We start from the raw sequence: 18,951 nt of genomic DNA on the forward strand, positions 1-18,951 counted from the left end.
GGTTCAGGACCGCGCCCCGGTACGGTCCGCTGGCAGGTGCGGTCGCGCGAGCAGACCCTCACACAGCAGGAGACAGAGTTCATGGTGCTGTCAGCCACCCGGCGAACACCGCTGTCCGATCAGGTGATCGCGCAGCTCCGCGCCCAGATCACCTCGGGCGAATGGCCGGTCGGCTCGCGGATTCCCACCGAGGCGGCGCTGGTCGAGCAGCTCGGGGTGGCCCGCAACACCGTCCGGGAGGCCGTCCGGGCGCTGGCGCACAACGGTCTGCTGGACATCCGCCAGGGCTCGGGCACCTATGTGCTGGCCACCAGCGAGCTGGCCGGGGTGATGCACCGCCGGTTCGCGGACGCCGACCAGGACCAGGTCGCCGAGCTGCGCTCGATGCTGGAGAGCGCGGCCGCCGGACTGGCCGCCGCCCGCCGTACCGACCGCGACCTGGCCCTGATGGGGACCGCGTTGGCCCGGCGGGAGGCGGCCTGGTCCTCGGGCGACCCGGAGGACTTCGTCCAGGCGGACGCGACCTTCCACCAGGCGGTGGTGGCGGCCGCGCACAACGACGTGATCTCGGCGATCTACGCGGACCTGGGCGAGGTGCTGCGGGCTCACCTGCGGCACGACGTCGGCCCGGAGCTGATCCCGGAGAAGTACCTCGGCCACGACGGGATCATCGAGGCGATCCGGGACCACGACCCCCAGCGGGCCTCGTTCGAGGCGGGCCGGGCGATCGGCGGCTGCGGCACCACCGAGGTCTGAGCGGGCCTGCGGGCGCCCGCCGGGGACGGCCCGCAGCGAAAACACGTGAGCCCCGGGCCCGAAGGCCCGGGGCTCACGCCGGTCGATGAGGTCAGGCGCCGATGGCGTGCAGACCGCCGTCCACGTGGACGATCTCGCCGGTGGTCTTCGGGAACCAGTCCGAGAGCAGCGCGACCACACCGCGGCCGGCCGGCTCCGGGTCGGAGAGGTCCCACTTCAGCGGGGAGCGGGTGTCCCAGGTGGCGGCCAGGTCGGCGAAGCCCGGGATGGACTTGGCGGCCATCGAGCCGATCGGGCCGGCCGAGACCAGGTTGACCCGGATGTTGCGCCCGCCGAGGTCACGGGCCATGTAGCGGGAGGTGGCCTCCAGCGCGGCCTTGGCCGGGCCCATCCAGTCGTACTTCGGCCAGGCGAACTGCGCGTCGAAGGTCAGGCCGACCACCGAGCCGCCGTCCTGCATCAGCGGGAGCAGCGCCATGGTCAGCGACTTCAGCGAGAACGCCGAGACGTTCATCGCGGTCGCCACGGACTCCCACGGGGTGTTCAGGAAGTTGCCGCCCAGCGCGTCCTGCGGGGCGAAGCCGATCGAGTGCACGATGCCGTCGAGGGTGGGCAGGTGCTCGCGCACCTGGTCCGCGATGCCCGCCAGCTGCTCCTCGCTGGAGACGTCGAGCTCCAGCACCTTCACCGGCTTGGGGAGCTTCTTGGCGATCCGCTCGGTCAGGCTGGGGCGGGGGAACGCCGTGAGGATGATCTCGGCGCCCTGCTCCTGGGCGAGCTTGGCGGTGTGGAAGGCGATGGAGGACTCCATCAGCACACCCGTGATCAGGATGCGCTTGCCCTCAAGGATTCCGCTCATGTTCAGTGACCCATGCCCAATCCGCCGTCCACGGGAATGACGGCTCCGGTGATGTATGCGGCCTCGTCCGAGGAGAGGAAACGCACCGCCGACGCGATCTCGGCCGGTGCAGCGTAACGTCCCAGCGGCACGCCGGAGACGATCTCCTTGCGCCGCTCCTCGGTGAGCACCGCGGTCATGTCGGTGTCCACGAAGCCGGGGGCGACCACGTTCACGGTGATGTTGCGCGAACCGAGCTCGCGCGCCAGCGAACGGGCGAAGCCGACCAGGCCGGCCTTGGAGGCTGCGTAGTTGGCCTGCCCCGGCGAGCCGGTGAGACCGACCACCGAGGAGATCAGCACGACCCGACCCTTGCGCGCCCGCAGCATCTTCGCCGAGGCACGCTTGACCACCCGGAAGGTGCCGGTGAGGTTGGTGTCCAGGACGGAGGTGAAGTCCTCCTCCGACATCCGCAGCAGCAGGGTGTCCTTGGTGATGCCGGCGTTGGCGACCAGCACCTCGACCGGGCCGTTGGTGGCCTCGATCTCGGTGAAGGCCGCGTCCACCTGGGCGGCGTCGTTGATGTCGCAGCGGACGGCGATCACGCTGTGCTTCGCCAGCTCCTCGGGGACCTCGCCCGAGCGGCTGGTGATGGCGACCTTGTCCCCCGCCTCGGCGAAGGCAAGGGCGATCGCGAGGCCGATGCCCCGGTTACCTCCGGTGACGAGAACCGAGCGGCTCAACGATCCACCTCTCTCCGTAGTTGTCGGCGGCCTCCGAGAGGCGGCACGTGGGGTGCCGTCCTGGCCGCGGACGTTCGCAGTGAACGCGTACGCAGTGTGACGGTATCGGTCCCGCCGAGGCTGCGACGAATCCGGCTCCGACAGGTCCGCTCAGTTCGATCTGTCGTGTTCCGACAATGCGTGCACGGAGTGGATCCGCCGTGAACCGGCCCGGAGAACCGGTGCGAACCGGGAACAACCAACCCCACCGGGCCCGTTGCACCCTGGGGTCCGTCCGGGCCCCGGGCACCTGACCGGTCCGTCCACGGGTGCGCAGACGCGGTGAAGGTACTGCGCCCGCGGCCCGATGTGCGGGCACAGGGTTGCCCGCGCCCCTGCGGCCGGGCATGGTTGCGGTCTGCGGCAGACCGCTCCGGGCGACCGGCGGCGGCCACCACCGGCGAGAAGGAAAGCGAAGAGAGCGGATGAGCAAGGCACACCCGAGCACCGGCAGTCGCCCGAGGCTTTCGGCCATCACCGCCCTGGCCCTGGCCGCCGGTGCCACCGCCTGGGCGCTGCGCGAGGTACCCGCCGCCTTCGGGCGCCGCCCGGACGCCCGCACCGACGAGCGGATCCGCAACTCCCCGCAGTTCGGCGACGGCGTGTTCCACAACGCGCCCTCCGAACTGGCCGGCGCGACTCCGCCCGGCCCGCCGACCGACCGCACCACCCTGCGCCGGCTGCTCTTCGAGCGCGAGGGCCGGCAGCCCGTCCGCCCGGTGCCGGTGGTGGTCCCCGAGGGCGGTGCCCGCCGCGCCGCCGCCGAGGGCGTCGAGATCACCTGGTACGGGCACGCCTCCGCGCTGGTGGAGATCGAGGGCCAGCGGGTGCTGCTCGACCCGGTCTGGAGCGAGCGCTGCTCCCCCTTCTCCCAGGTCGGCCCCAAGCGGGTGCACCCCGTCCCGGTCGAGCTGGAGGACCTGCCGCAGGTCGACGCGGTACTGATCTCGCACGACCACTACGACCACCTCGACATGGCCACCGTGAAGCGGCTGGTGGCCGGGCAGTCCGCGCCGTTCGCGGTGCCGCTGGGCATCGGCGGCCACCTGCGCCGCTGGGGCGTGCCCGAGCACCGGATCATCGAGCTGGACTGGGACGAGACCTGCACCCTCGGCGATCTCACCCTCACCCTGACCTCCGCCCACCACTTCTCCGGCCGGGGCACCACCCGCAACACCACCCTCTGGGGCTCCTGGGTGGTCGCCGGGCCGAACCGCAAGGTCTACTACACCGGCGACTCGGGCTACTTCGAGGGCTACGCCAGGATCGGTGAGCAGCACGGCCCGTTCGACGCCGCCCTGGTCCAGGTCGGCGCGTACGACCAGGCCTGGGCCGACATCCACATGACCCCGGAGGACGCGGTCCGGGCCCACCTCGACCTGAAGGCCCAACTGCTCGTCCCGGTGCACTGGTGCACCTTCACCCTGGGCCTGCACCCGTGGGCCGAGCCGATCGAGCGGCTGGTCGCCGAGGCCAAGGCGCAGGCCGTCCCGCTGGCCGTGCCCCGCCCCGGCGAGCGGGTGGACGTCGACAACCCGCCGGAGCTGAGCCCCTGGTGGGAAGGCATCGCCTGAGAGCGCCCGGCACATGGGGCGCGGATGAGAGCGGCACGGCACACCCGCGCCCCCGGGATGACGAAATTGCCTGGCTGATATCCCGTTGGACCGGACATGATGCGGTGCGGGTACCTCTGTACCGAGTGACCCGCCCCCGACCATCGACCCGAGCCAGGGAGCCCGATGCCGCCCACATCCAGCGCCGGCATGCCGCACAGCCGCGCCGTCGACCCGCAGTTCCTCGCCTACCCGCTGCGTGCGCTGGCCGACACCGCGCTCGGCCGGGCCCGCCAACTCGGCGTCAGCCACGCCGACTTCCGCCTTGAGCGGGTCCGCAGTGCGGCCGTACGGCTGCGTGACGCCCGCCCGGCGGGCTCCTCCGACAGTGTCCGGCTCGGCTTCGCCGTCCGGGTGCTGCTGGACGGCGCCTGGGGCTTCGCCGCCGGGGTCGACCTCACCGCCGACGCCGCCGCCGAGGTCGCCGAGCAGGCCGTCGCGGTGGCCAGGCTCTCCGGCGGGATCAGCCGCGCCGCGGGCTCCAAGGACCTGGTCGAACTGGCCGAGGAGCCGGTGCACGCCGACGCCACCTGGGTCTCGGCGTACGAGATCAACCCGTTCGAGGTGCCGGACGCGGAGAAGACCGCGCTGCTCGCCGAGTGGAGCAGCCGCCTGCTGGCCGCCGAGGGCGTCTCGCATGTCCAGGCCAACCTGCTGGCGGTGCAGGAGAACAAGTTCTACGCCGACACCGCGGGCACCGTCACCACCCAGCAGCGCGTCCGCCTCCACCCGTGGCTGGAGGCCACCGCGGTGGACGAGCGGACCGGCGCCTTCGACTCGATGCGCACCATCGCGCCGCCGGCCGGCCGGGGTTGGGAGTACCTGCGCGGAACCGGCTGGGACTGGGACGCCGAACTGGCCGAACTGCCCGAGCTGCTGGCCGGGAAGATGAAGGCGCCGAGCGTCCGGGCCGGCCGCTACGACCTGGTGATCGACCCGTCCAATCTCTGGCTGACCATCCACGAGTCGATCGGCCACGCCACCGAGCTGGACCGCGCACTCGGCTACGAGGCCGCCTACGCGGGCACCTCCTTCGCCACCGTCGACAAGCTGGGCTCGCTCAGGTACGGCTCCGAGCTGATGCACGTCACCGGCGACCGCACCGCCGAGCACGGCCTGTCCACCATCGGCTACGACGACGAGGGGGTGGCCACCCAGTCCTGGGACCTGATCAAGGACGGCACCCTGGTCGGCTACCAGCTCGACCGGGCGATGGCCCGGCAGCAGGACCTGGGCCGCTCCAACGGCTGCGCCTTCGCCGACTCCCCCGCACACGTCCCGGTGCAGCGGATGGCCAACGTCTCGCTCCAGCCGGTCGCGGGCGGCCCCGACACCGAGGGCCTGATCGCGGACGTGGAGAACGGCCTGTACATCGTCGGCGACCGCTCCTGGTCGATCGACATGCAGCGGTACAACTTCCAGTTCACCGGGCAGCGCGCCTTCGCCATCCGCAACGGCCAACTGGCCGGCCAGGTCAAGGACTTCGCCTACCAGGCCACCACCACCGACTTCTGGGGCTCGATGAGCGCCGTCGGCGGCCCGCAGACCTACGTCCTCGGCGGCGCCTTCAACTGCGGCAAGGCCCAGCCGGGCCAGATCGCGGCGGTCAGCCACGGCTGCCCCAGCGCGCTCTTCCGCAATGTCAACGTGCTCAACACCCAGCAGGAGGCGGGTCACTGATGAACGCAACTCAGCCCCACGAGCTGGTCGAGCGCGCCCTGCAGCTCTCCCGTACCGACGGCTGCGTGGTGATCGCCGACGAGGAGTCCGCCGCCAACCTCCGCTGGGCGGGCAACGCGCTCACCACCAACGGCGTCAGCCGGGGCCGCAGCCTGACCGTCATCGCCACCGTGGACCGGGGCGAGAACGGCACCTCCTCGGGCGTGGTCTCCCGCGAGGCCGTGACGCTGGACGAGGTGGAGAGCGTGGTCCGGGCCGCCGAGGAGGCCGCCCGGGACGCCGAACCGGCCGAGGACGCCCAGCCGCTGGTCGCCGACCGGCCCTCCTCGCCGGACTTCACCGAGGCCCCCGCCGTCACCACGGTCGAGGTCTTCACCGAGTTCGCCCCGGCCCTCGGCGAGGCCTTCGCCCGGGCCCGCGCGGCCGGCCAGCTGCTGTACGGATTCGCCAACCACGAGCTGACCACCAGCTACCTCGGCACCTCCACCGGCCTGCGGCTGCGCCACGTACAGCCGACCGGCTCGGTCGAGATCAACGCCAAGACCGCCGACCTCAGCTCCTCCGCCTGGGTCGGCGCCGCCACCCGGGACTTCGGCGACGTGGACGTCGCCGAGCTGCACGAGCAGCTCACCCGGCGGCTCGCCTGGGGCCAGAAGAAGATCGACCTGCCCGCGGGCCGGTACGAGACCCTGCTGCCGCCCTCGGCCGTCTCCGACCTGCTGATCTACCTGCACTGGTCCTCCGGCGGCCGGGACGCGGCCGAGGGCCAGACCGTGTTCAGCAAGCCCGGCGGCGCCACCCGGATCGGCGAGCAGCTCACCGAGCTGCCGCTGACCCTGCGCGCCGACCCGGCCGAGCCGGGCCTGGAGGCGGCCCCCTTCGTGGTCGCCCACAGCTCCGGCGACTCCCAGTCGGTCTTCGACAACGGCCTGCCGCTGACCGCCACCGACTGGATCCGCGACGGCCGGCTGGTCAACCTCATCACCACCCGCCACTCGGCCGGCCTCACCGGCCTGCCGCTCACCCCGCCGATCGACAACCTCGTCCTGGAGATCGCCGACCAGGCGGCTGCACCCACGCTGGACGAGATGATCGCGCGCACCGAGCGCGGCCTGCTGCTCACCTGCCTCTGGTACATCCGCGAGGTGGACCCGGCCACGCTGCTGCTCACCGGCCTCACCCGGGACGGCGTCTACCTGGTCGAGAACGGCGAGGTGGTCGGCGCGGTGAACAACTTCCGGTTCAACGAGTCCCCGGTCGACCTGCTCAGCCGGATCACCGAGGTCGGCCGCACCGTGCCGTGCCTGCCGCGCGAGTGGGGCGACTACTTCAACCGCGCCTCGATGCCGCCGATCCGCGTCGCCGAGTTCAACATGAGCTCGGTCAGCCAGGCGTCGTAGCGGCCCACCGTCGGAAAGGTCCTCGGAGTGGACGAGAAACAGCTGGTCAAGACCTCGAAACTGCTCTCCCGGGTGCTGCGGCACGACCCGGGCTCGGCCGGGGTCACCCTGGACGAGAACGGCTGGGTGCGGGTGGACACCCTGCTCGCCGCCCTCGCCCGGCACGGCAGGCGGATCGGCCGGGCCGAGCTGGACGTCGTGGTCGAGACGAACGACAAGCGTCGCTTCGCCTACTCCGAGGACGGCCGGTCCATCCGCGCCAGCCAGGGCCACTCGGTGCCGGTGGACTTGGGGCTCCCGGCCACCGAGCCGCCGCCGGTGCTCTACCACGGCACCACCGGGCGGGCCCTGGAGGCGATCTTCCGGGAGGGCCTGCACCCGATGTCCCGGCAGGACGTCCACCTCTCCGCGGACACCGAGACGGCCGTACGGGTGGGTTCCCGGCACGGCCGTCCCATCGTGCTGGTGGTCGACGCCGCCGCGCTGGCCGCCGCCGGCCACCGCTTCAGGGTCAGCGCGAACGGCGTCTGGCTCACCGACACCGTCCCGCCCGGCTACCTCAGCCGGCAGCCCTGAGGCCACCGGCCGGCGCGCTGAACCCTCAGCCGGCCGGCCCGGCGGCGGCCCGCTCGATCTCCAGCAGGGACCCGGAGCGGCGCGCGGCCTGGTACGCGGCCTTGCCGCCGCGCAGCCCGAACAGCCGCTTGGCGAACAGGAGGTAGACCACCGCGAAGACGTTCAGCAGAAAGATGACGACCTTCACCGCCGTGACCCGGTCGACGAGTTCGTAGATCTCCAGCGGCAGGAACACGGCCGTGGCGACGAACGCGAAGTACTCGCCCCAGCGGGCCAGCCGCCACAGGCCCACCGCCTCCACGAGCTCGATCGCGGCGTAGGCGAACAGCCCGCCCGCGACCAGCAGGAGCGTCTGCGGCCTGGTGTCCAGCAGATGCCTCAGGTGCCGCACCGTCGAGCTGGTGTCCAGGTTCACGGCGAACACCTGGGCCAGCGCACCGGCCCGTGGCAGCGCCCGCCCGAACAGCTCCCGCAGCGAGTTCTCCGAGCGCTCGAACCGGACCAGGGCGTAGCCGAGGACCAGGAACAGCAGGCCCCTCAGCAGCCGTTCGACGGCGAGCAGGCGCAGGATGACGGCGTCCCTGAGCGCAGGGCCGCGGAGCACCTGCGGCGCCTCGTCGGCCGGCCCCGAGCCCTGGGGCGGGCCGGGGGCGAACACGGCGCAGCGCAGGCAGCGCCACGCCGGGCCGCTCGGCGCCACGGCCCGGAGCCGGTCGTGCAGCGCCGGCTCGTCAGGGGCGTAGGTGACATGGCCGCTGAGGGCGCAGACCGCCGTGTTCCAGTCCACCGCCGTGGGCGCCCGGTCCGCTCACGGGCCGGTCTTGTTGCGGGCGGCCCAGAGCGGCGTGATCACCACGATCAGCACGACGGCGGCGCCCAGTTGGAAGGCGTGCCGCCACCAGTCGAAGCCCCTGGTGTCGGCGACCCCGAAGAGGTGGGCCACCAGGTTGCCGACGATCGCGCCGACCAGACCCAGCAGCACGGTCAGCCAGAGCGGGATGTTCTGCTTGCCCGGGATCAGCAGCCGCGCGATGACACCCAGAATCAGTCCCTCGATCAGCGCCGAGATGATCGCCCACATGGCAGCTCCCTGAGATCGGTCCTGCCGATCAGTTTTCGCCGCACCCGGCCCGGCCGCACGCCGGGATCCGCCGTTCTGCGGGCGGCGCCGGCGCGGACACGCTCCGCCTCCCCCGCTCTGCTGCCCGGACGCGGTGCGGCGTACCGTGAAGTGGCCGTACTCCGCGATGGGTGCGGGTGCAGACGGGAGCGGTGGGTCATGAGCAAGAGCAAGCAGGTGTTCCGGATCACCGGAGCACGCACCAGCCTCTCCGACGACGTGCGGGGCCGTCAGCGGCGCTACGTGATCTCCATGCTGCTGCGCACGGTGTGCGTGCTGCTCGCGGTGGTGCTGTGGGACGTGCAGCGGCTGGTGGCCTTCGCCGCGCTCGCGGGAGCGGTGCTGCTGCCGTACTTCGCCGTCCTGATCGCCAACGCCGGACGGGAGAAGGCTCCGGGCCTCCCGAGCACCTTCGCGGTACCGGCCGACACCCCGCTGATGCTGGGCCCGGGAGGCACCGGAGGGGGCGGCGCCTCGAAGGAAAGCTGACAGAGCCTCAAGAAGCACTGTCCGCTTTGCGCCTGTATGACAGCATTAGAACCCCGGAAAGCTCAGATACAGCTCAGATTAATCATGAAAGAGCTAGCCATCCGGGGGTCAGGCCGTGACATACTGCGTACGCGCTCCGCATCCCCCGTCGGAGCGACAGACCGACGCCGGGCGGCTCCCCCCGTGGCTGCCCGGCGTCGTCATGCCCTCATGTCGGGCCTCCCGGCGGCGAGTGCGAGACTGGCCGTGCACAGCGCCACCGCGACTCCCAGGACGGCTCCCATGGACACCCCCTCGCATCCGCTCTTCGGCGCGCCGGACGGCCCCGAGGGTCCGCCGGTCTGCTCCGGGAAGGGCTGCCGCAAGCCCGCCGAGTGGGTGCTGGTGTGGAACAACCCCAAACTGCACACCCCGGACCGGCGCAAGACCTGGCTCGCCTGCGACGAGCACCGTGAGCACCTCTCCCAGTTCCTGGGCGTACGAGGGTTCCTGAAGGAGGTCGTGGCCTTCCCCGACTTCCGGGGCTGAACCGGCACCGGCGCCGGGAGCCGCGCGGGGCCGGAGCGCGGGCGCCCCTACCCGCCGATCGCCGACATCGGGCGGTCGGGCTGGAGGAACTCGGGGTTGTCGATCCCCGCGCCGGCCTTCTTGCCCCACATCGCCGTCCGCCACAGCTCGGCGAGCTCGGCGTCGCCCGCACCGGAGCGCAGCGCCGCCCGCAGATCGGTCTCACCGGTCGCGAAGAGGCAGTTGCGGACCTGGCCGTCGGCGGTGAGCCGGGTGCGGTCGCAGGCGCGGCAGAACGGGCGGGTGACCGAGGCGATCACGCCGACGCTCGCCGGGCCGCCGTCCACCAGCCAGCGTTCGGCAGGTGCCGCACCCCGGGCGGCGGACGGCTCGGGGGTGAGCCGGAAACGGGCGTGCAGCCGCTCCAGGATCTCCTCGGCGGTGACCATCTTCGAGCGGTCCCAGCCGTGTTGGGCGTCCAGCGGCATCTGCTCGATGAAGCGCAGCTCGTATCCGCGCTCCAGGCACCAGGCCAGCAGGTCGGCGGCCTCGTGGTCGTTGACGTCGCGCATCAGCACGCTGTTGACCTTCACCGGGGTGAGCCCGGCGGCCTCGGCGGCGGCCAGGCCGTCCAGGACGTCCTGGTGGCGGTGGCGGCGGCTCAGGGTGTGGAAGGTCTCGGTGTCCAGGGTGTCGAGCGAGACGTTGACCCGGTCCAGCCCGGCGGCCTTGAGGGCCGTGGCCGTACGGGCCAGGCCGATGCCGTTGGTGGTGAGCGAGAGCTCGGGGCGCGGCGCGAGTTCGGCGCAGGCGGCGACGATGCCGACCAGGCCGGGGCGCAGCAGCGGCTCGCCGCCGGTGAACCGGACCTCGCGGACGCCGAGGTCGCGGACGGCGAGCGTGACCAGCCGGACGATCTCCTCGTCGGTCAGCAGATCGGGCTTGGCCAGCCACTGCAGGCCCTGTTCCGGCATGCAGTAGGTGCAGCGCAGATTGCACCGGTCGGTGAGGGAGACCCTCAGGTCGACCGCCTGCCGGCCGAAGGTGTCGAGGAGCACCGCGGCCCCCTTCCCGAGAAAAGCCGGCCCGGCCGCCGCATACGGCGGGCCGGGCCAGCTTATCCGGGGGCTCGGACACCTCTTCGAGGCGTCCGTCGTACGGGATGTCAGTGGGCGCCCAGTCCGGTGAGCGAGCGGACCTCGAGTTCGGCGTACTTCGCCGGGTCGGCGGTCTCCTTGGCGAGCAGGGTGCCGATCCAGCCGGCCAGGAAGCCGATCGGGATGGAGACCAGGCCCGGGTTCTCCAGCGGGAACCAGTGGAAGTCGCTGTGCGGGAAGAGCGAGGTCTTGGCGCCCGAGACCACGGGGGAGAAGACCACCAGGAGCACCGAGGAGATCAGGCCCGCGTAGACCGAGCTGACCGCACCCGCGGTGTTGAAGCGCTTCCAGAACAGCGAGTACAGCAGGGTCGGCAGGTTGGCGGAGGCGGCCACGGCGAAGGCCAGGGCGACCAGCGCGGCCGTGTTGAGCTTGTCCGCGAAGATGCTCAGCACGATGGCGATCGCGCCGATCGCCACGGCCGCCAGCTTGGCGGAGCGGACCTCCTCGGTCTCACTCGTCCTCCCGCGCCGGATCACGTTGGCGTAGAGGTCGTGGGCGAAGGAGGCGGAGGAGGCCAGGGTGAGGCCGGCGACCACGGCGAGGATGGTGGCGAAGGCGACGGCGGAGATCACCGCGAGCAGGATCGCGCCGCCGGTGGAGCCGGCGCCACCGCCGAGCTCCTGGGCGAGCAGCGGGGCGGCGGTGTTGCCGGCCGCGTTGGACGCCTTGATGGTCGCCGGGCCCACCAGGGCGGCCGCGCCGAAGCCGAGCGCCAGCGTCATCAGGTAGAAGACACCGATGATCCCGATCGCCCAGAGCACCGACTTCCGGGCCGCCTTGGCGGTGGGCACGGTGTAGAAGCGGACCAGGATGTGCGGCAGTCCGGCGGTCCCGAGGACCAGGGCCAGGCCGAGGCTGATGAAGTCCAGCTTGGTGGTCCCGGAGGTGCCGTACTTGAGTCCGGGCTCCAGGAAGGCGGAGGCCTTGCCACTGGCGTCGGCGGCGGCGCCGAGCAGGCTGGAGATGTTGAAGTGGTACCTGGCCAGGACCAGGACGGTCATCAGCGCGGCACCGGCGATCAGCAGCACTGCCTTGACGATCTGCACCCAGGTGGTGCCCTTCATGCCCCCGATGACGACGTAGACCACCATCAGGGCGCCGACCGCGACGACGGTCCAGCGCTTGGCCCCCTCGCCGCTGACGCCGAGCAGCAGCGCGACCAGCGAGCCCGCACCGACCATCTGGGCCAGCAGGTAGAAGATCGACACCACGATGGTGGAGATCCCGGCGGCGGTGCGGACCGGGCGCTGGCGCATCCGGAAGGCGAGCACGTCGGCCATCGTGTAGCGGCCCGAGTTGCGCAGCGGTTCGGCGATCAGCAGCAGCGCGACCAGCCAGGCGACCAGGAACCCGATCGAGTAGAGGAAGCCGTCGTAGCCGAAGAGGGCGATCGCACCGGCGATGCCGAGGAAGGACGCGGCGGACATGTAGTCCCCGGAGATCGCCAGGCCGTTCTGGAAGCCGGTGAAGCCCCGGCCGCCGGCGTAGAAGTCGGCGGCGTCCTTGGTCTGGCGCCCGGCCCAGACGGTGATGCCGAGGGTGGTGAGCACGAAGACGCCGAAGAGCGTCATGGTGAGGCCGCGGTGGCTGCTCGCGGCGGTGGCCAACGGGGAGGCGGCCAGGACGGTTGTCATTCGGCGGCCTCCTGGGGCAGGCGGGTGGTGGAGGTCTGGCCGGTCACCCGCAGGGCGGCGGCCTGGAAGTTCTCGCGGATGGCGGCGGCCGACGGGTCGAGCCTGCGGTCGGCGAAGCGGGCGTACCAGGCCGCGATGGCGAAGGTGCTGACGAACTGCAGCAGACCCAGCACCAGGGCGACGTTGATGTGGCCGACGACCTTGGTCGCCATGAACGCGGGCGCGTAGCTGGAGAGCAGCACGTACAGCAGGTACCAGAGGATGAAACCTGCGGTCACGGGAAAGGCGAACCCCCGGAAGGATCCGCGCAGCGAGCGGAACTCCTCGGACTGGTCGATGCGTTGGCCCTCCGGCGGGGCCGGTTCTTCGTTCGGCGGAGTGCCCATTCGGTGTCTCCTGACGTCTTCGGTGCACTACGGGACGAGAGCAACGTGAGAGACGTCACACTCGCGCGTGCCGCTGCATGCTAGATCCGCCGGACGGTGGTCGGCAGGCCACCGGGCCCGATACGCGACATCTGGCCGAAAATCGACCGTGACATGCCGAGGGGCGGCCCCGCCGCGCGGTGCCGCCCCCTATGACGATCCGTCAGAACCGTTACGTCAGAAGCCGATCCGGACCTTCAGCGCGGAGCGGTTGTCCATCGCCCGGTAGCCGTCGGGCACTCCGGCCAGGTCCACCGTGCGGTCGAAGACCAGGCCGGGGTCGATGGCTCCGGAGAGCACGTCGGGGAGCAGCTCGGGGATGTACGCGCGGGCCGGGGCGACGCCGCCGTTCAGCGAGACGTTGCGGCCGAACATCTGGCCGATGTCCACGCCCGCGCTGCCGCCGTGCGGGACCCCGACGTAGCCGACCGCGCCGCCGTCGCGGGCGATGGAGATCGCGGTCCGCATGGACTCCTCGGTGCCGACGGCCTCCAGCACGGCGTGCGCGCCCTGCCCGCCCGTCAGCTCCTTCACCGCCTCGATCGCCGCCTCGCCGCGCTCGGCGACCACGTCGGTGGCGCCGAACTTGCGGGCGATGTCGGTCCTGACCTGGTGGCGGCCCAGCGCGATGACCCGGCCCGCGCCGAGCCGGTGCGCGGCCAGCACGCCGCACAGGCCGACCGCGCCGTCGCCGACCACGGCCACCGTGGCGCCGGGGCGGACCCCGGCGGAGACGGCCGCGTGGTGGCCGGTGCTCATCACGTCGGAGAGCGCCAGCAGTCCGGGCAGCAGCTTCTGGTCGCCCGCCGCCTCCTTGGGCAGCTGGACCAGCGTGCCGTCGGCGAACGGGACGCGGACCGCCTCGCCCTGGCCGCCGTCGGAGCCCACCTCACCCCAGAAGCCGCCTTCGGGGCAGGAGGTGTGCAGGCCCTCGCGGCAGAAGTCACAGGTCCCGTCGGACCAGACGAACGGGGCCACCACGAAGTCGCCGGGCTTGAAGCCGGAGACCTCGGAGCCGACCTCCTCGACGATGCCGAGGAACTCGTGCCCGATCCGCTGCCCGGCCTCGCGGGCGGCCACGCCCCGGTACGCCCAGAGGTCGCTGCCGCAGATGCAGGCGTTGACCACGCGGACCACCGCGTCGGTGGGCCACTGGATCCTCGGGTCGGGTACCTCCTCGATCCGGATGTCATTCGGGCCGTGGATCACGGTGGCGCGCATGAGGGGTTCCTTCGCGGTGAAGACGTAGCGCCGTCACAGGGTGCGGACGGCTCGGGCGATTCGCCTGGATGTACGACTCCCCCGCCGCCCACTCTATTCCGGAGTGTCACGTACGCCACTCCTGCCCACCCGCACCTGACCGGTTCGGCCCGGGCTGTGGGCGGCCGCCCTTAGAGTGGTTGACCATGCATGCGATCCAGTCACCCAGCGACGACTCCGCCCTGGCCGACTCCCCCTGGGCCGCGCCGCTCCCGGCGCAGCGCACCGGCGAGCACGGCCGGGGTTTCGCCGTGGTCGACGTCGAGACCACCGGGCTCGGCCGCTCGGACCGGATCATCTCCGCCGGTGTCTACCAACTGGACGCCTTCGGCGAGGTGACCGACCGCTGGTACACGCTGGTGAACCCGGAGCGCGACCCGGGCCCGATCTGGATCCACGGCCTGACCAGCGGGATGCTCGCCGGTGCGCCGCTCTTCCGGGAGATCGCGGACGAGCTGGGCGAGCGGCTGCGCGGGCGCGTGATGGTGGCGCACAACGCGCTCTTCGACTGGAACATGATCTCGCGCGAGTACTCGCGCGCCGGGTTGCGCGCTCCCGTGGAGCAACGGCTCTGCACCATGGTGCTCTCCCGCGACCTCGGCCTGCCGCTGCCCAACGGCAAGCTGGCCACCCTGGCCCAGTACTTCGGCGTGCAGCAGCGCCAGGCGCACAACGCGCTGGACGACGCCCGGGTGCTCGCCGAGGCGTTCCGGCCCAGCCTGCACCTCGCCCGGCAGGGCGGCATCCCGCTGCCGCTGACCACCTGCGTGGCCGTCACCGACCTCGGCGAGGACAGCCAGGCTCCCGCCCGGGGTTCCTGGAGCTCCTCGTACCGCTCGGCGAGCAAGAAGCGGCCGCCCTGCCCGTACCCGAACCCCGGCCGCTGGCAGGACGGCAGCCCGCTGATGCAGGGCATGCGGGTCGCCATCACCGGCGACACCGCCACCGACCGCGAGCTGCTGGAGGACCGCGCCGTCGAGGCCGGCCTGCACATCGCCACCTCGGTGAGCCGGCTCACCAGCCTGCTGGTCACCAACGAGCCGGACAGCTGGAGCGGGAAGGCCCGCAAGGCCCGTGAGTACGGCACTCCGGTGCTCGGCGAGGACGCCTTCCTCCACCTGCTGAGAGAGGTAGCCCCGCACCCCGGTGTCTGACCGGGGATAAGTGGGCGTAGCGTGCCGTTGTGTACCGATTCCTGCTCTCCCGGCGTTGGGCGATCATCACCTTGATCGTTCTGCTGCTGATTCCCACCATGGTCCGGCTGGGTTTCTGGCAGCTGCACCGCCATGAGGCCCGGGTGGCCCGCAACCAGCTCATCGCGACGAACCTGCAGGCCGCCCCCGTCCCCTTCGACTCGATCTCGTCCGTCCCCGGTTTCAACGTGCCGACGGACCGGACCTGGCAAGCGGTGACGGCGAGCGGGCAGTACGACGCGGCGCACGAGTTCGTGATCCGCAGTCGGCTGGAACCGAACGGGACCAGCGTCGGCTTCTTCGTGATCACCCCGCTGAAGCTGGCCGACGGCAAGGGCGAGGTCCTGGTGAACCGCGGCTGGGTGGACTCCCCCGGCGACGCGACCAGCTACCCGACGGTCCCCGGGCCGCCGAGCGGCGAGATCACGCTGACCGGCCGGATGCGGGCCGACGAGACCACCGCGAGCAGCGGCATCAGGGACCGGGGCGGGCTGCCGCCGCGCCAGTTCAAGCTGATCAACAGCACCCAGCAGGCCAAGGAGAACGGCACCACCGTGCTCGGCGGCTACCTGGAGCTGGTCTCCACCGCACCCGCCCCGAGCGGTGACGCGCCCGAGCTGCTGCCCGAACCCGAGCACTCGGACATCGGTCCCCACATGGCGTACGCGATCCAGTGGTGGCTGTTCGCCGCGCTGGTACCCGTCGGCATGGTGATCCTGGCCCGCCGCGAGGCCAAGGAGCGCGCCGCCGAGGCCGCCAAGCCGGTCGCCGCCGGGACCCCGGACCCCGACCCGGAGCCGGACTCCGACCCGGAGCCCGAGTCGGAGCCGGTCACCGTCTGACTCCGCGCCCCTGCGGTGCCGGCCGGTCGCGCCCGGTTCCCGGCACCACGGGGGCCGGAGGTCAGAGCCCGGCCAGGAAGTCGATCAGCGCCTCGTTGACCTCCTTGGGCCGCTCCTGCTGGGTCCAGTGACCGGTGTCCGGCAGCCAGACCGTCTCCCGCAGGTTGGGGGCCAGCTCGGTGAGCCTGCCGAGACCCTCACGGGTCGCGGGGTTGGCGACCACGACATCCCGCTCCCCCGCGACGAGCAGCGCGGGTGGCAGGATCCGGGCCCCCTGCCAGGCTGCGGTCAGCCCCCAGGAGCGGTCCAGGTTGCGGTACCAGTTCAGCGGGCGGGCGAAGCCGTTCTGCTCGAACTCGGCCGCGTAGAAGTCGAGATCCCCCTCCGTGAGCCAGCCCGGAAGCCGCTCCGGGCTCTCGAAGATGTCCAGGAATCCGCCGCCCTCCGGCACCAACGGCACTCCCTGCGAGCCGAGTTCAGTCCTCCCGCCCAGGACCTTGCGGAAGGTGGTCCGCAGGTCGCGCTGCAACTCCGCCTCGGGAACGCCGAGTTGCTGGAAGTACAGCATGTAGTACGCCTCCCCGAAGAGATGGCGCAGCACGGCGGTCGGCAGGGCGGGATTGCGCGGGGCCGGCGGCACCGAGAGGCCGACCACGCCCCGCACCAGGTCGGGGCGGAACAGCGCCGAGGTCCAGGCGACCGGCGCGCCCCAGTCGTGGCCGACCACCACCGCGCGCTCCTCGCCGAGCGCCGGGATCAGCCCGAGCGCGTCGCCGACCAGGTACGGGATGGCGTACGCCTCGACCTCGTCGGGGCCGCCGGTCCGGCCGTAGCCGCGCTGGTCCGGCGCGACCGCGTGGTACCCGGCCTCGGCGAGCGCGGTGAGCTGGTGCCGCCAGGAGTACCAGCTCTCCGGAAAGCCGTGCAGCAGCAGGACCAGCGGGCCCGTCCCCGCCTCGGCCACGTGCATCCGCAGGCCGCTCGCGGATTCGACGTAGCGGTGCGAAATCTCGGTCATCTCGGCATCCCTCCGGTTCACGTCAACTGACCCACTGTCAGCCTGGGCGCGTCACCGGGTCAAGCACCCCTCCCCATCCGGCGGTCGGAGCAGGCACGATGTCCTCATGGATCTCGGACTGCAGCAGAAGGTGTACGTACTGACCGGCGCCACCAGGGGGCTCGGTCTGGCCTCCGCACGCGAACTGGTCGCCGACGGCGCCCGGGTGGTGCTCAGCGGCCGCAGCAAGGAGTCGCTGGACACCGCCGTCGCCGGACTCGGCGGCCCCGACCACGCGCACGGTGTGGTCGCCGACAACGCCGACCCCGCCACCGCCGGGCAGTTGATCGCGGCGGCCAAGGAGCGCTTCGGGCGGTTCGACGGCGTTCTGATCAGCGTCGGCGGCCCGGCCGCCGGGCCCGTCCTGCTCGCCGAGGACGAGTCGTGGCGCAGCGCCTTCGAGTCGGTCTTCCTCGGTGCGCTGCGGATCGCCCGGACAGCGGCCGGTGAGCTGGGCTCCGGCGGTGTGATCGGGTTCGTCCTGTCCGCCTCGGTACGCCAGCCGATCCCCGGCCTCGGGATCTCCAACGGACTGCGGCCCGGCCTGGCGATGGCCGCCAAGTCGCTTGCCGACGAGCTCGGTCCGCGCGGCATCCGGGTCGTCGGCCTGCTGCCCGCCCGGATCGACACCGACCGGGTGCGCGAACTGGACGCCCTCGGCGGCGAGCCGGACGCCGCCCGTGAGCGGGCCACCGCCCAGATCCCGCTCGGCCGTTACGGCACCCCCGAGGAGTTCGGCAGGGTGGCCGCGTTCCTGCTCTCGCCCGCCGCCTCCTACCTGACCGGCGTGATGGTCCCCGTCGACGGCGGCGCCCTGCGCACCCTCTGAGACGGCACACCAGGGGCGCGGGGAGCCGCGCGACCGGCCGTGCACCTCTGACGGCGCTTCCTTGGCCGAAGGCCGGGAGGTCCGATCGCGCGCTTCCCCGCACCACTGCCGCACCCGCCGGTCGGGAGAGCCCGGCGGCTCAGAGCACCCGGGGCGGCTCCGGCTCGGCCTTCCGCCCCGAGGTGGCCACCCGCAGCCGGAGGTCGACGGGGAGGTCCGGCAGGCCGAGGCTGGTTCTGGCGTGGGCCAGGGGGCCGGTGTGGAACCGCTCCAGCAGGTCGTCGGGGCGACCGCTCGACCGGAGCCGGACGACCACCCGCAGCAGCGGCCGGCGCTGGTCCCCGACCAACCGCACCCGGGCCCCGAGCACGTCGGGCAGGTCGCCGGTCTCCGCCTCCACCGCCTGCTCCAGGGCCCGGCTGCGCAGCCGCAGCGCCACCCCGCCGTTGTCCGGCGCGGGCAGCTGCAACACGGCGGGGCCGCTGCGGCGCAGCTGGGCGAAGGTCCACCAGAGGGCACCGGCGAGCAGCAGGACGAGTACGCCGATGACGGTCGGCCACCACCAGTCGCGGTCGGTCCACCTGGTCCGGGAGGCGACGCTGACCAGCGGCTGGTCCGGCGAGGTGAGCGGCCACCAGCCCGGGTGCCGCAGCCCGAGCCGCCCGTACAGGTCGAAGCCCCCGGCGAGCACCAGCACCCCGCCGACCAGCAGGAACAGTCCGACCACGGCCACCATGGCGCGGTTGACGGCGGCGCGGCTCATCCTCGGCTCCTCCGGAAGCCCCTCTGA

General features: G+C 72.3%; 20 protein-coding genes. 10 read left to right on the forward strand and 10 right to left on the reverse strand.

All coding sequences use genetic code 11. From position 1 onward, the window contains the following. The first annotated feature begins 81 nt into the window (after positions 1–81). Positions 82–756 (forward strand): FadR/GntR family transcriptional regulator, encoded by a 675-nt coding sequence (locus UK12_RS17470; RefSeq protein WP_045303934.1) that lies wholly within the window; start codon positions 82–84, stop codon positions 754–756. A gap of 91 nt (positions 757–847) precedes the next feature. On the opposite strand, the gene fabI is transcribed toward UK12_RS17470, so the two are convergent. Together fabI and fabG are read right to left on the reverse strand one after the other, a co-directional pair. Then, on the reverse strand, positions 848–1,615 hold the full coding sequence (fabI, locus tag UK12_RS17475) for an enoyl-ACP reductase FabI (RefSeq protein ID WP_045303935.1): 768 nt from the start codon (positions 1,613–1,615) through the stop codon (positions 848–850). Positions 1,616–1,617: 2 nt separating this feature from the next. Next, positions 1,618–2,337, reverse strand: coding sequence for a 3-oxoacyl-[acyl-carrier-protein] reductase (fabG, locus tag UK12_RS17480; protein ID WP_045303936.1), 720 nt, complete (start codon positions 2,335–2,337; stop codon positions 1,618–1,620). 464 nt (positions 2,338–2,801) lie between these two features. On the opposite strand from fabG, the gene UK12_RS17485 reads away from it, so the two are divergent. The 4 genes from UK12_RS17485 to UK12_RS17500 all read left to right on the forward strand — a co-directional run bounded on the left by UK12_RS17485 (position 2,802) and on the right by UK12_RS17500 (position 7,645). Further along, positions 2,802–3,950 carry an MBL fold metallo-hydrolase gene (locus UK12_RS17485; protein ID WP_045303937.1) on the forward strand — a complete coding sequence of 383 codons (1,149 nt, stop codon included), beginning with the start codon at positions 2,802–2,804 and terminating at the stop codon, positions 3,948–3,950. A gap of 165 nt (positions 3,951–4,115) precedes the next feature. Then, entirely contained in the window at positions 4,116–5,669 is a 1,554-nt protein-coding gene (locus UK12_RS17490; protein WP_231591260.1) for a TldD/PmbA family protein, read from the forward strand. Then, positions 5,669–7,069, forward strand: coding sequence for a metallopeptidase TldD-related protein (locus UK12_RS17495; protein WP_045303939.1), 1,401 nt, complete (start codon positions 5,669–5,671; stop codon positions 7,067–7,069). Before UK12_RS17490 ends, UK12_RS17495 begins: the two co-directional genes overlap by 1 nt. 27 nt (positions 7,070–7,096) lie before the next feature. Next, positions 7,097–7,645: an RNA 2'-phosphotransferase gene (locus UK12_RS17500; protein ID WP_045303940.1), complete on the forward strand. Its 549-nt coding sequence runs from the start codon at positions 7,097–7,099 to the stop codon at positions 7,643–7,645. Positions 7,646–7,670: 25 nt separating this feature from the next. Here the strand turns inward: UK12_RS17500 and UK12_RS17505 are convergent, their stop codons facing one another. Both UK12_RS17505 and UK12_RS17510 read right to left on the reverse strand, forming a co-directional pair. Continuing rightward, positions 7,671–8,432 carry a DUF2127 domain-containing protein gene (locus UK12_RS17505; RefSeq protein WP_045303941.1) on the reverse strand — a complete coding sequence of 254 codons (762 nt, stop codon included), beginning with the start codon at positions 8,430–8,432 and terminating at the stop codon, positions 7,671–7,673. A gap of 21 nt (positions 8,433–8,453) precedes the next feature. Beyond that, the gene (locus UK12_RS17510; RefSeq protein ID WP_045303942.1) at positions 8,454–8,726 is read right to left on the reverse strand and encodes a GlsB/YeaQ/YmgE family stress response membrane protein; all 273 of its coding nucleotides are present in this window, start codon (positions 8,724–8,726) and stop codon (positions 8,454–8,456) included. 198 nt (positions 8,727–8,924) lie between these two features. On the opposite strand from UK12_RS17510, the gene UK12_RS17515 reads away from it, so the two are divergent. Continuing rightward, on the forward strand, positions 8,925–9,254 hold the full coding sequence (locus UK12_RS17515) for a DUF3099 domain-containing protein (protein ID WP_045303943.1): 330 nt from the start codon (positions 8,925–8,927) through the stop codon (positions 9,252–9,254). Positions 9,255–9,536: 282 nt separating this feature from the next. After that, entirely contained in the window at positions 9,537–9,782 is a 246-nt protein-coding gene (locus tag UK12_RS17520; RefSeq protein WP_045303944.1) for a hypothetical protein, read from the forward strand. A 47-nt stretch (positions 9,783–9,829) separates the two neighbouring features. Here UK12_RS17520 and moaA read toward each other — a convergent pair whose 3' ends face one another. From moaA to UK12_RS17540, 4 genes are all read right to left on the reverse strand, one after another. Further along, complete coding sequence (gene moaA, locus UK12_RS17525) at positions 9,830–10,819, reverse strand: GTP 3',8-cyclase MoaA (protein WP_045303945.1); 990 nt, start codon at positions 10,817–10,819, stop codon at positions 9,830–9,832. A gap of 107 nt (positions 10,820–10,926) precedes the next feature. Continuing rightward, positions 10,927–12,555: a solute symporter family protein gene (locus UK12_RS17530; RefSeq protein WP_045303946.1), complete on the reverse strand. Its 1,629-nt coding sequence runs from the start codon at positions 12,553–12,555 to the stop codon at positions 10,927–10,929. Further along, complete coding sequence (locus tag UK12_RS17535; protein ID WP_045303947.1) at positions 12,552–12,941, reverse strand: DUF485 domain-containing protein; 390 nt, start codon at positions 12,939–12,941, stop codon at positions 12,552–12,554. Before UK12_RS17535 ends, UK12_RS17530 begins: the two co-directional genes overlap by 4 nt. A gap of 216 nt (positions 12,942–13,157) precedes the next feature. After that, positions 13,158–14,201 (reverse strand): zinc-dependent alcohol dehydrogenase family protein, encoded by a 1,044-nt coding sequence (locus tag UK12_RS17540; protein WP_045303948.1) that lies wholly within the window; start codon positions 14,199–14,201, stop codon positions 13,158–13,160. A 185-nt stretch (positions 14,202–14,386) separates the two neighbouring features. On the opposite strand from UK12_RS17540, the gene UK12_RS17545 reads away from it, so the two are divergent. Both UK12_RS17545 and UK12_RS17550 read left to right on the forward strand, forming a co-directional pair. Continuing rightward, a complete protein-coding gene (locus UK12_RS17545; RefSeq protein ID WP_082119706.1) occupies positions 14,387–15,394 on the forward strand; it encodes a DEDDh family exonuclease in 1,008 nt (335 codons plus the stop codon). Positions 15,395–15,423: 29 nt separating this feature from the next. Further along, positions 15,424–16,275 carry an SURF1 family cytochrome oxidase biogenesis protein gene (locus UK12_RS17550; RefSeq protein ID WP_045303949.1) on the forward strand — a complete coding sequence of 284 codons (852 nt, stop codon included), beginning with the start codon at positions 15,424–15,426 and terminating at the stop codon, positions 16,273–16,275. Positions 16,276–16,336: 61 nt separating this feature from the next. On the opposite strand, the gene UK12_RS17555 is transcribed toward UK12_RS17550, so the two are convergent. Continuing rightward, complete coding sequence (locus UK12_RS17555; protein WP_045303950.1) at positions 16,337–17,293, reverse strand: alpha/beta hydrolase; 957 nt, start codon at positions 17,291–17,293, stop codon at positions 16,337–16,339. A gap of 106 nt (positions 17,294–17,399) precedes the next feature. On the opposite strand from UK12_RS17555, the gene UK12_RS17560 reads away from it, so the two are divergent. Further along, entirely contained in the window at positions 17,400–18,161 is a 762-nt protein-coding gene (locus tag UK12_RS17560) for an SDR family oxidoreductase (protein WP_045303951.1), read from the forward strand. Positions 18,162–18,300: 139 nt separating this feature from the next. Here the strand turns inward: UK12_RS17560 and UK12_RS17565 are convergent, their stop codons facing one another. Further along, complete coding sequence (locus UK12_RS17565; protein ID WP_045303952.1) at positions 18,301–18,924, reverse strand: hypothetical protein; 624 nt, start codon at positions 18,922–18,924, stop codon at positions 18,301–18,303. Positions 18,925–18,951: the final 27 nt, after the last annotated feature.

The organism is Saccharothrix sp. ST-888, from assembly GCF_000955975.1.
Classification (GTDB): Bacteria; Actinomycetota; Actinomycetes; order Streptomycetales; family Streptomycetaceae; genus Kitasatospora.

Coding starts and splice junctions, on each gene's coding strand:
- UK12_RS17540 (WP_045303948.1), bottom strand. CDS start 14,201: ATGCGCGCCACCGTGATCCACGGCCCGAATGACATCCGGATCGAGGAG.
- UK12_RS17490 (WP_231591260.1), top strand. CDS start 4,116: ATGCCGCCCACATCCAGCGCCGGCATGCCGCACAGCCGCGCCGTCGAC.
- UK12_RS17485 (WP_045303937.1), top strand. CDS start 2,802: ATGAGCAAGGCACACCCGAGCACCGGCAGTCGCCCGAGGCTTTCGGCC.
- UK12_RS17560 (WP_045303951.1), top strand. CDS start 17,400: ATGGATCTCGGACTGCAGCAGAAGGTGTACGTACTGACCGGCGCCACC.
- UK12_RS17535 (WP_045303947.1), bottom strand. CDS start 12,941: ATGGGCACTCCGCCGAACGAAGAACCGGCCCCGCCGGAGGGCCAACGC.
- UK12_RS17510 (WP_045303942.1), bottom strand. CDS start 8,726: ATGTGGGCGATCATCTCGGCGCTGATCGAGGGACTGATTCTGGGTGTC.
- UK12_RS17530 (WP_045303946.1), bottom strand. CDS start 12,555: ATGACAACCGTCCTGGCCGCCTCCCCGTTGGCCACCGCCGCGAGCAGC.
- UK12_RS17555 (WP_045303950.1), bottom strand. CDS start 17,293: ATGACCGAGATTTCGCACCGCTACGTCGAATCCGCGAGCGGCCTGCGG.
- UK12_RS17565 (WP_045303952.1), bottom strand. CDS start 18,924: ATGAGCCGCGCCGCCGTCAACCGCGCCATGGTGGCCGTGGTCGGACTG.
- UK12_RS17515 (WP_045303943.1), top strand. CDS start 8,925: ATGAGCAAGAGCAAGCAGGTGTTCCGGATCACCGGAGCACGCACCAGC.
- UK12_RS17470 (WP_045303934.1), top strand. CDS start 82: ATGGTGCTGTCAGCCACCCGGCGAACACCGCTGTCCGATCAGGTGATC.
- UK12_RS17495 (WP_045303939.1), top strand. CDS start 5,669: ATGAACGCAACTCAGCCCCACGAGCTGGTCGAGCGCGCCCTGCAGCTC.
- fabI (WP_045303935.1), bottom strand. CDS start 1,615: ATGAGCGGAATCCTTGAGGGCAAGCGCATCCTGATCACGGGTGTGCTG.
- UK12_RS17545 (WP_082119706.1), top strand. CDS start 14,387: ATGCATGCGATCCAGTCACCCAGCGACGACTCCGCCCTGGCCGACTCC.
- UK12_RS17520 (WP_045303944.1), top strand. CDS start 9,537: ATGGACACCCCCTCGCATCCGCTCTTCGGCGCGCCGGACGGCCCCGAG.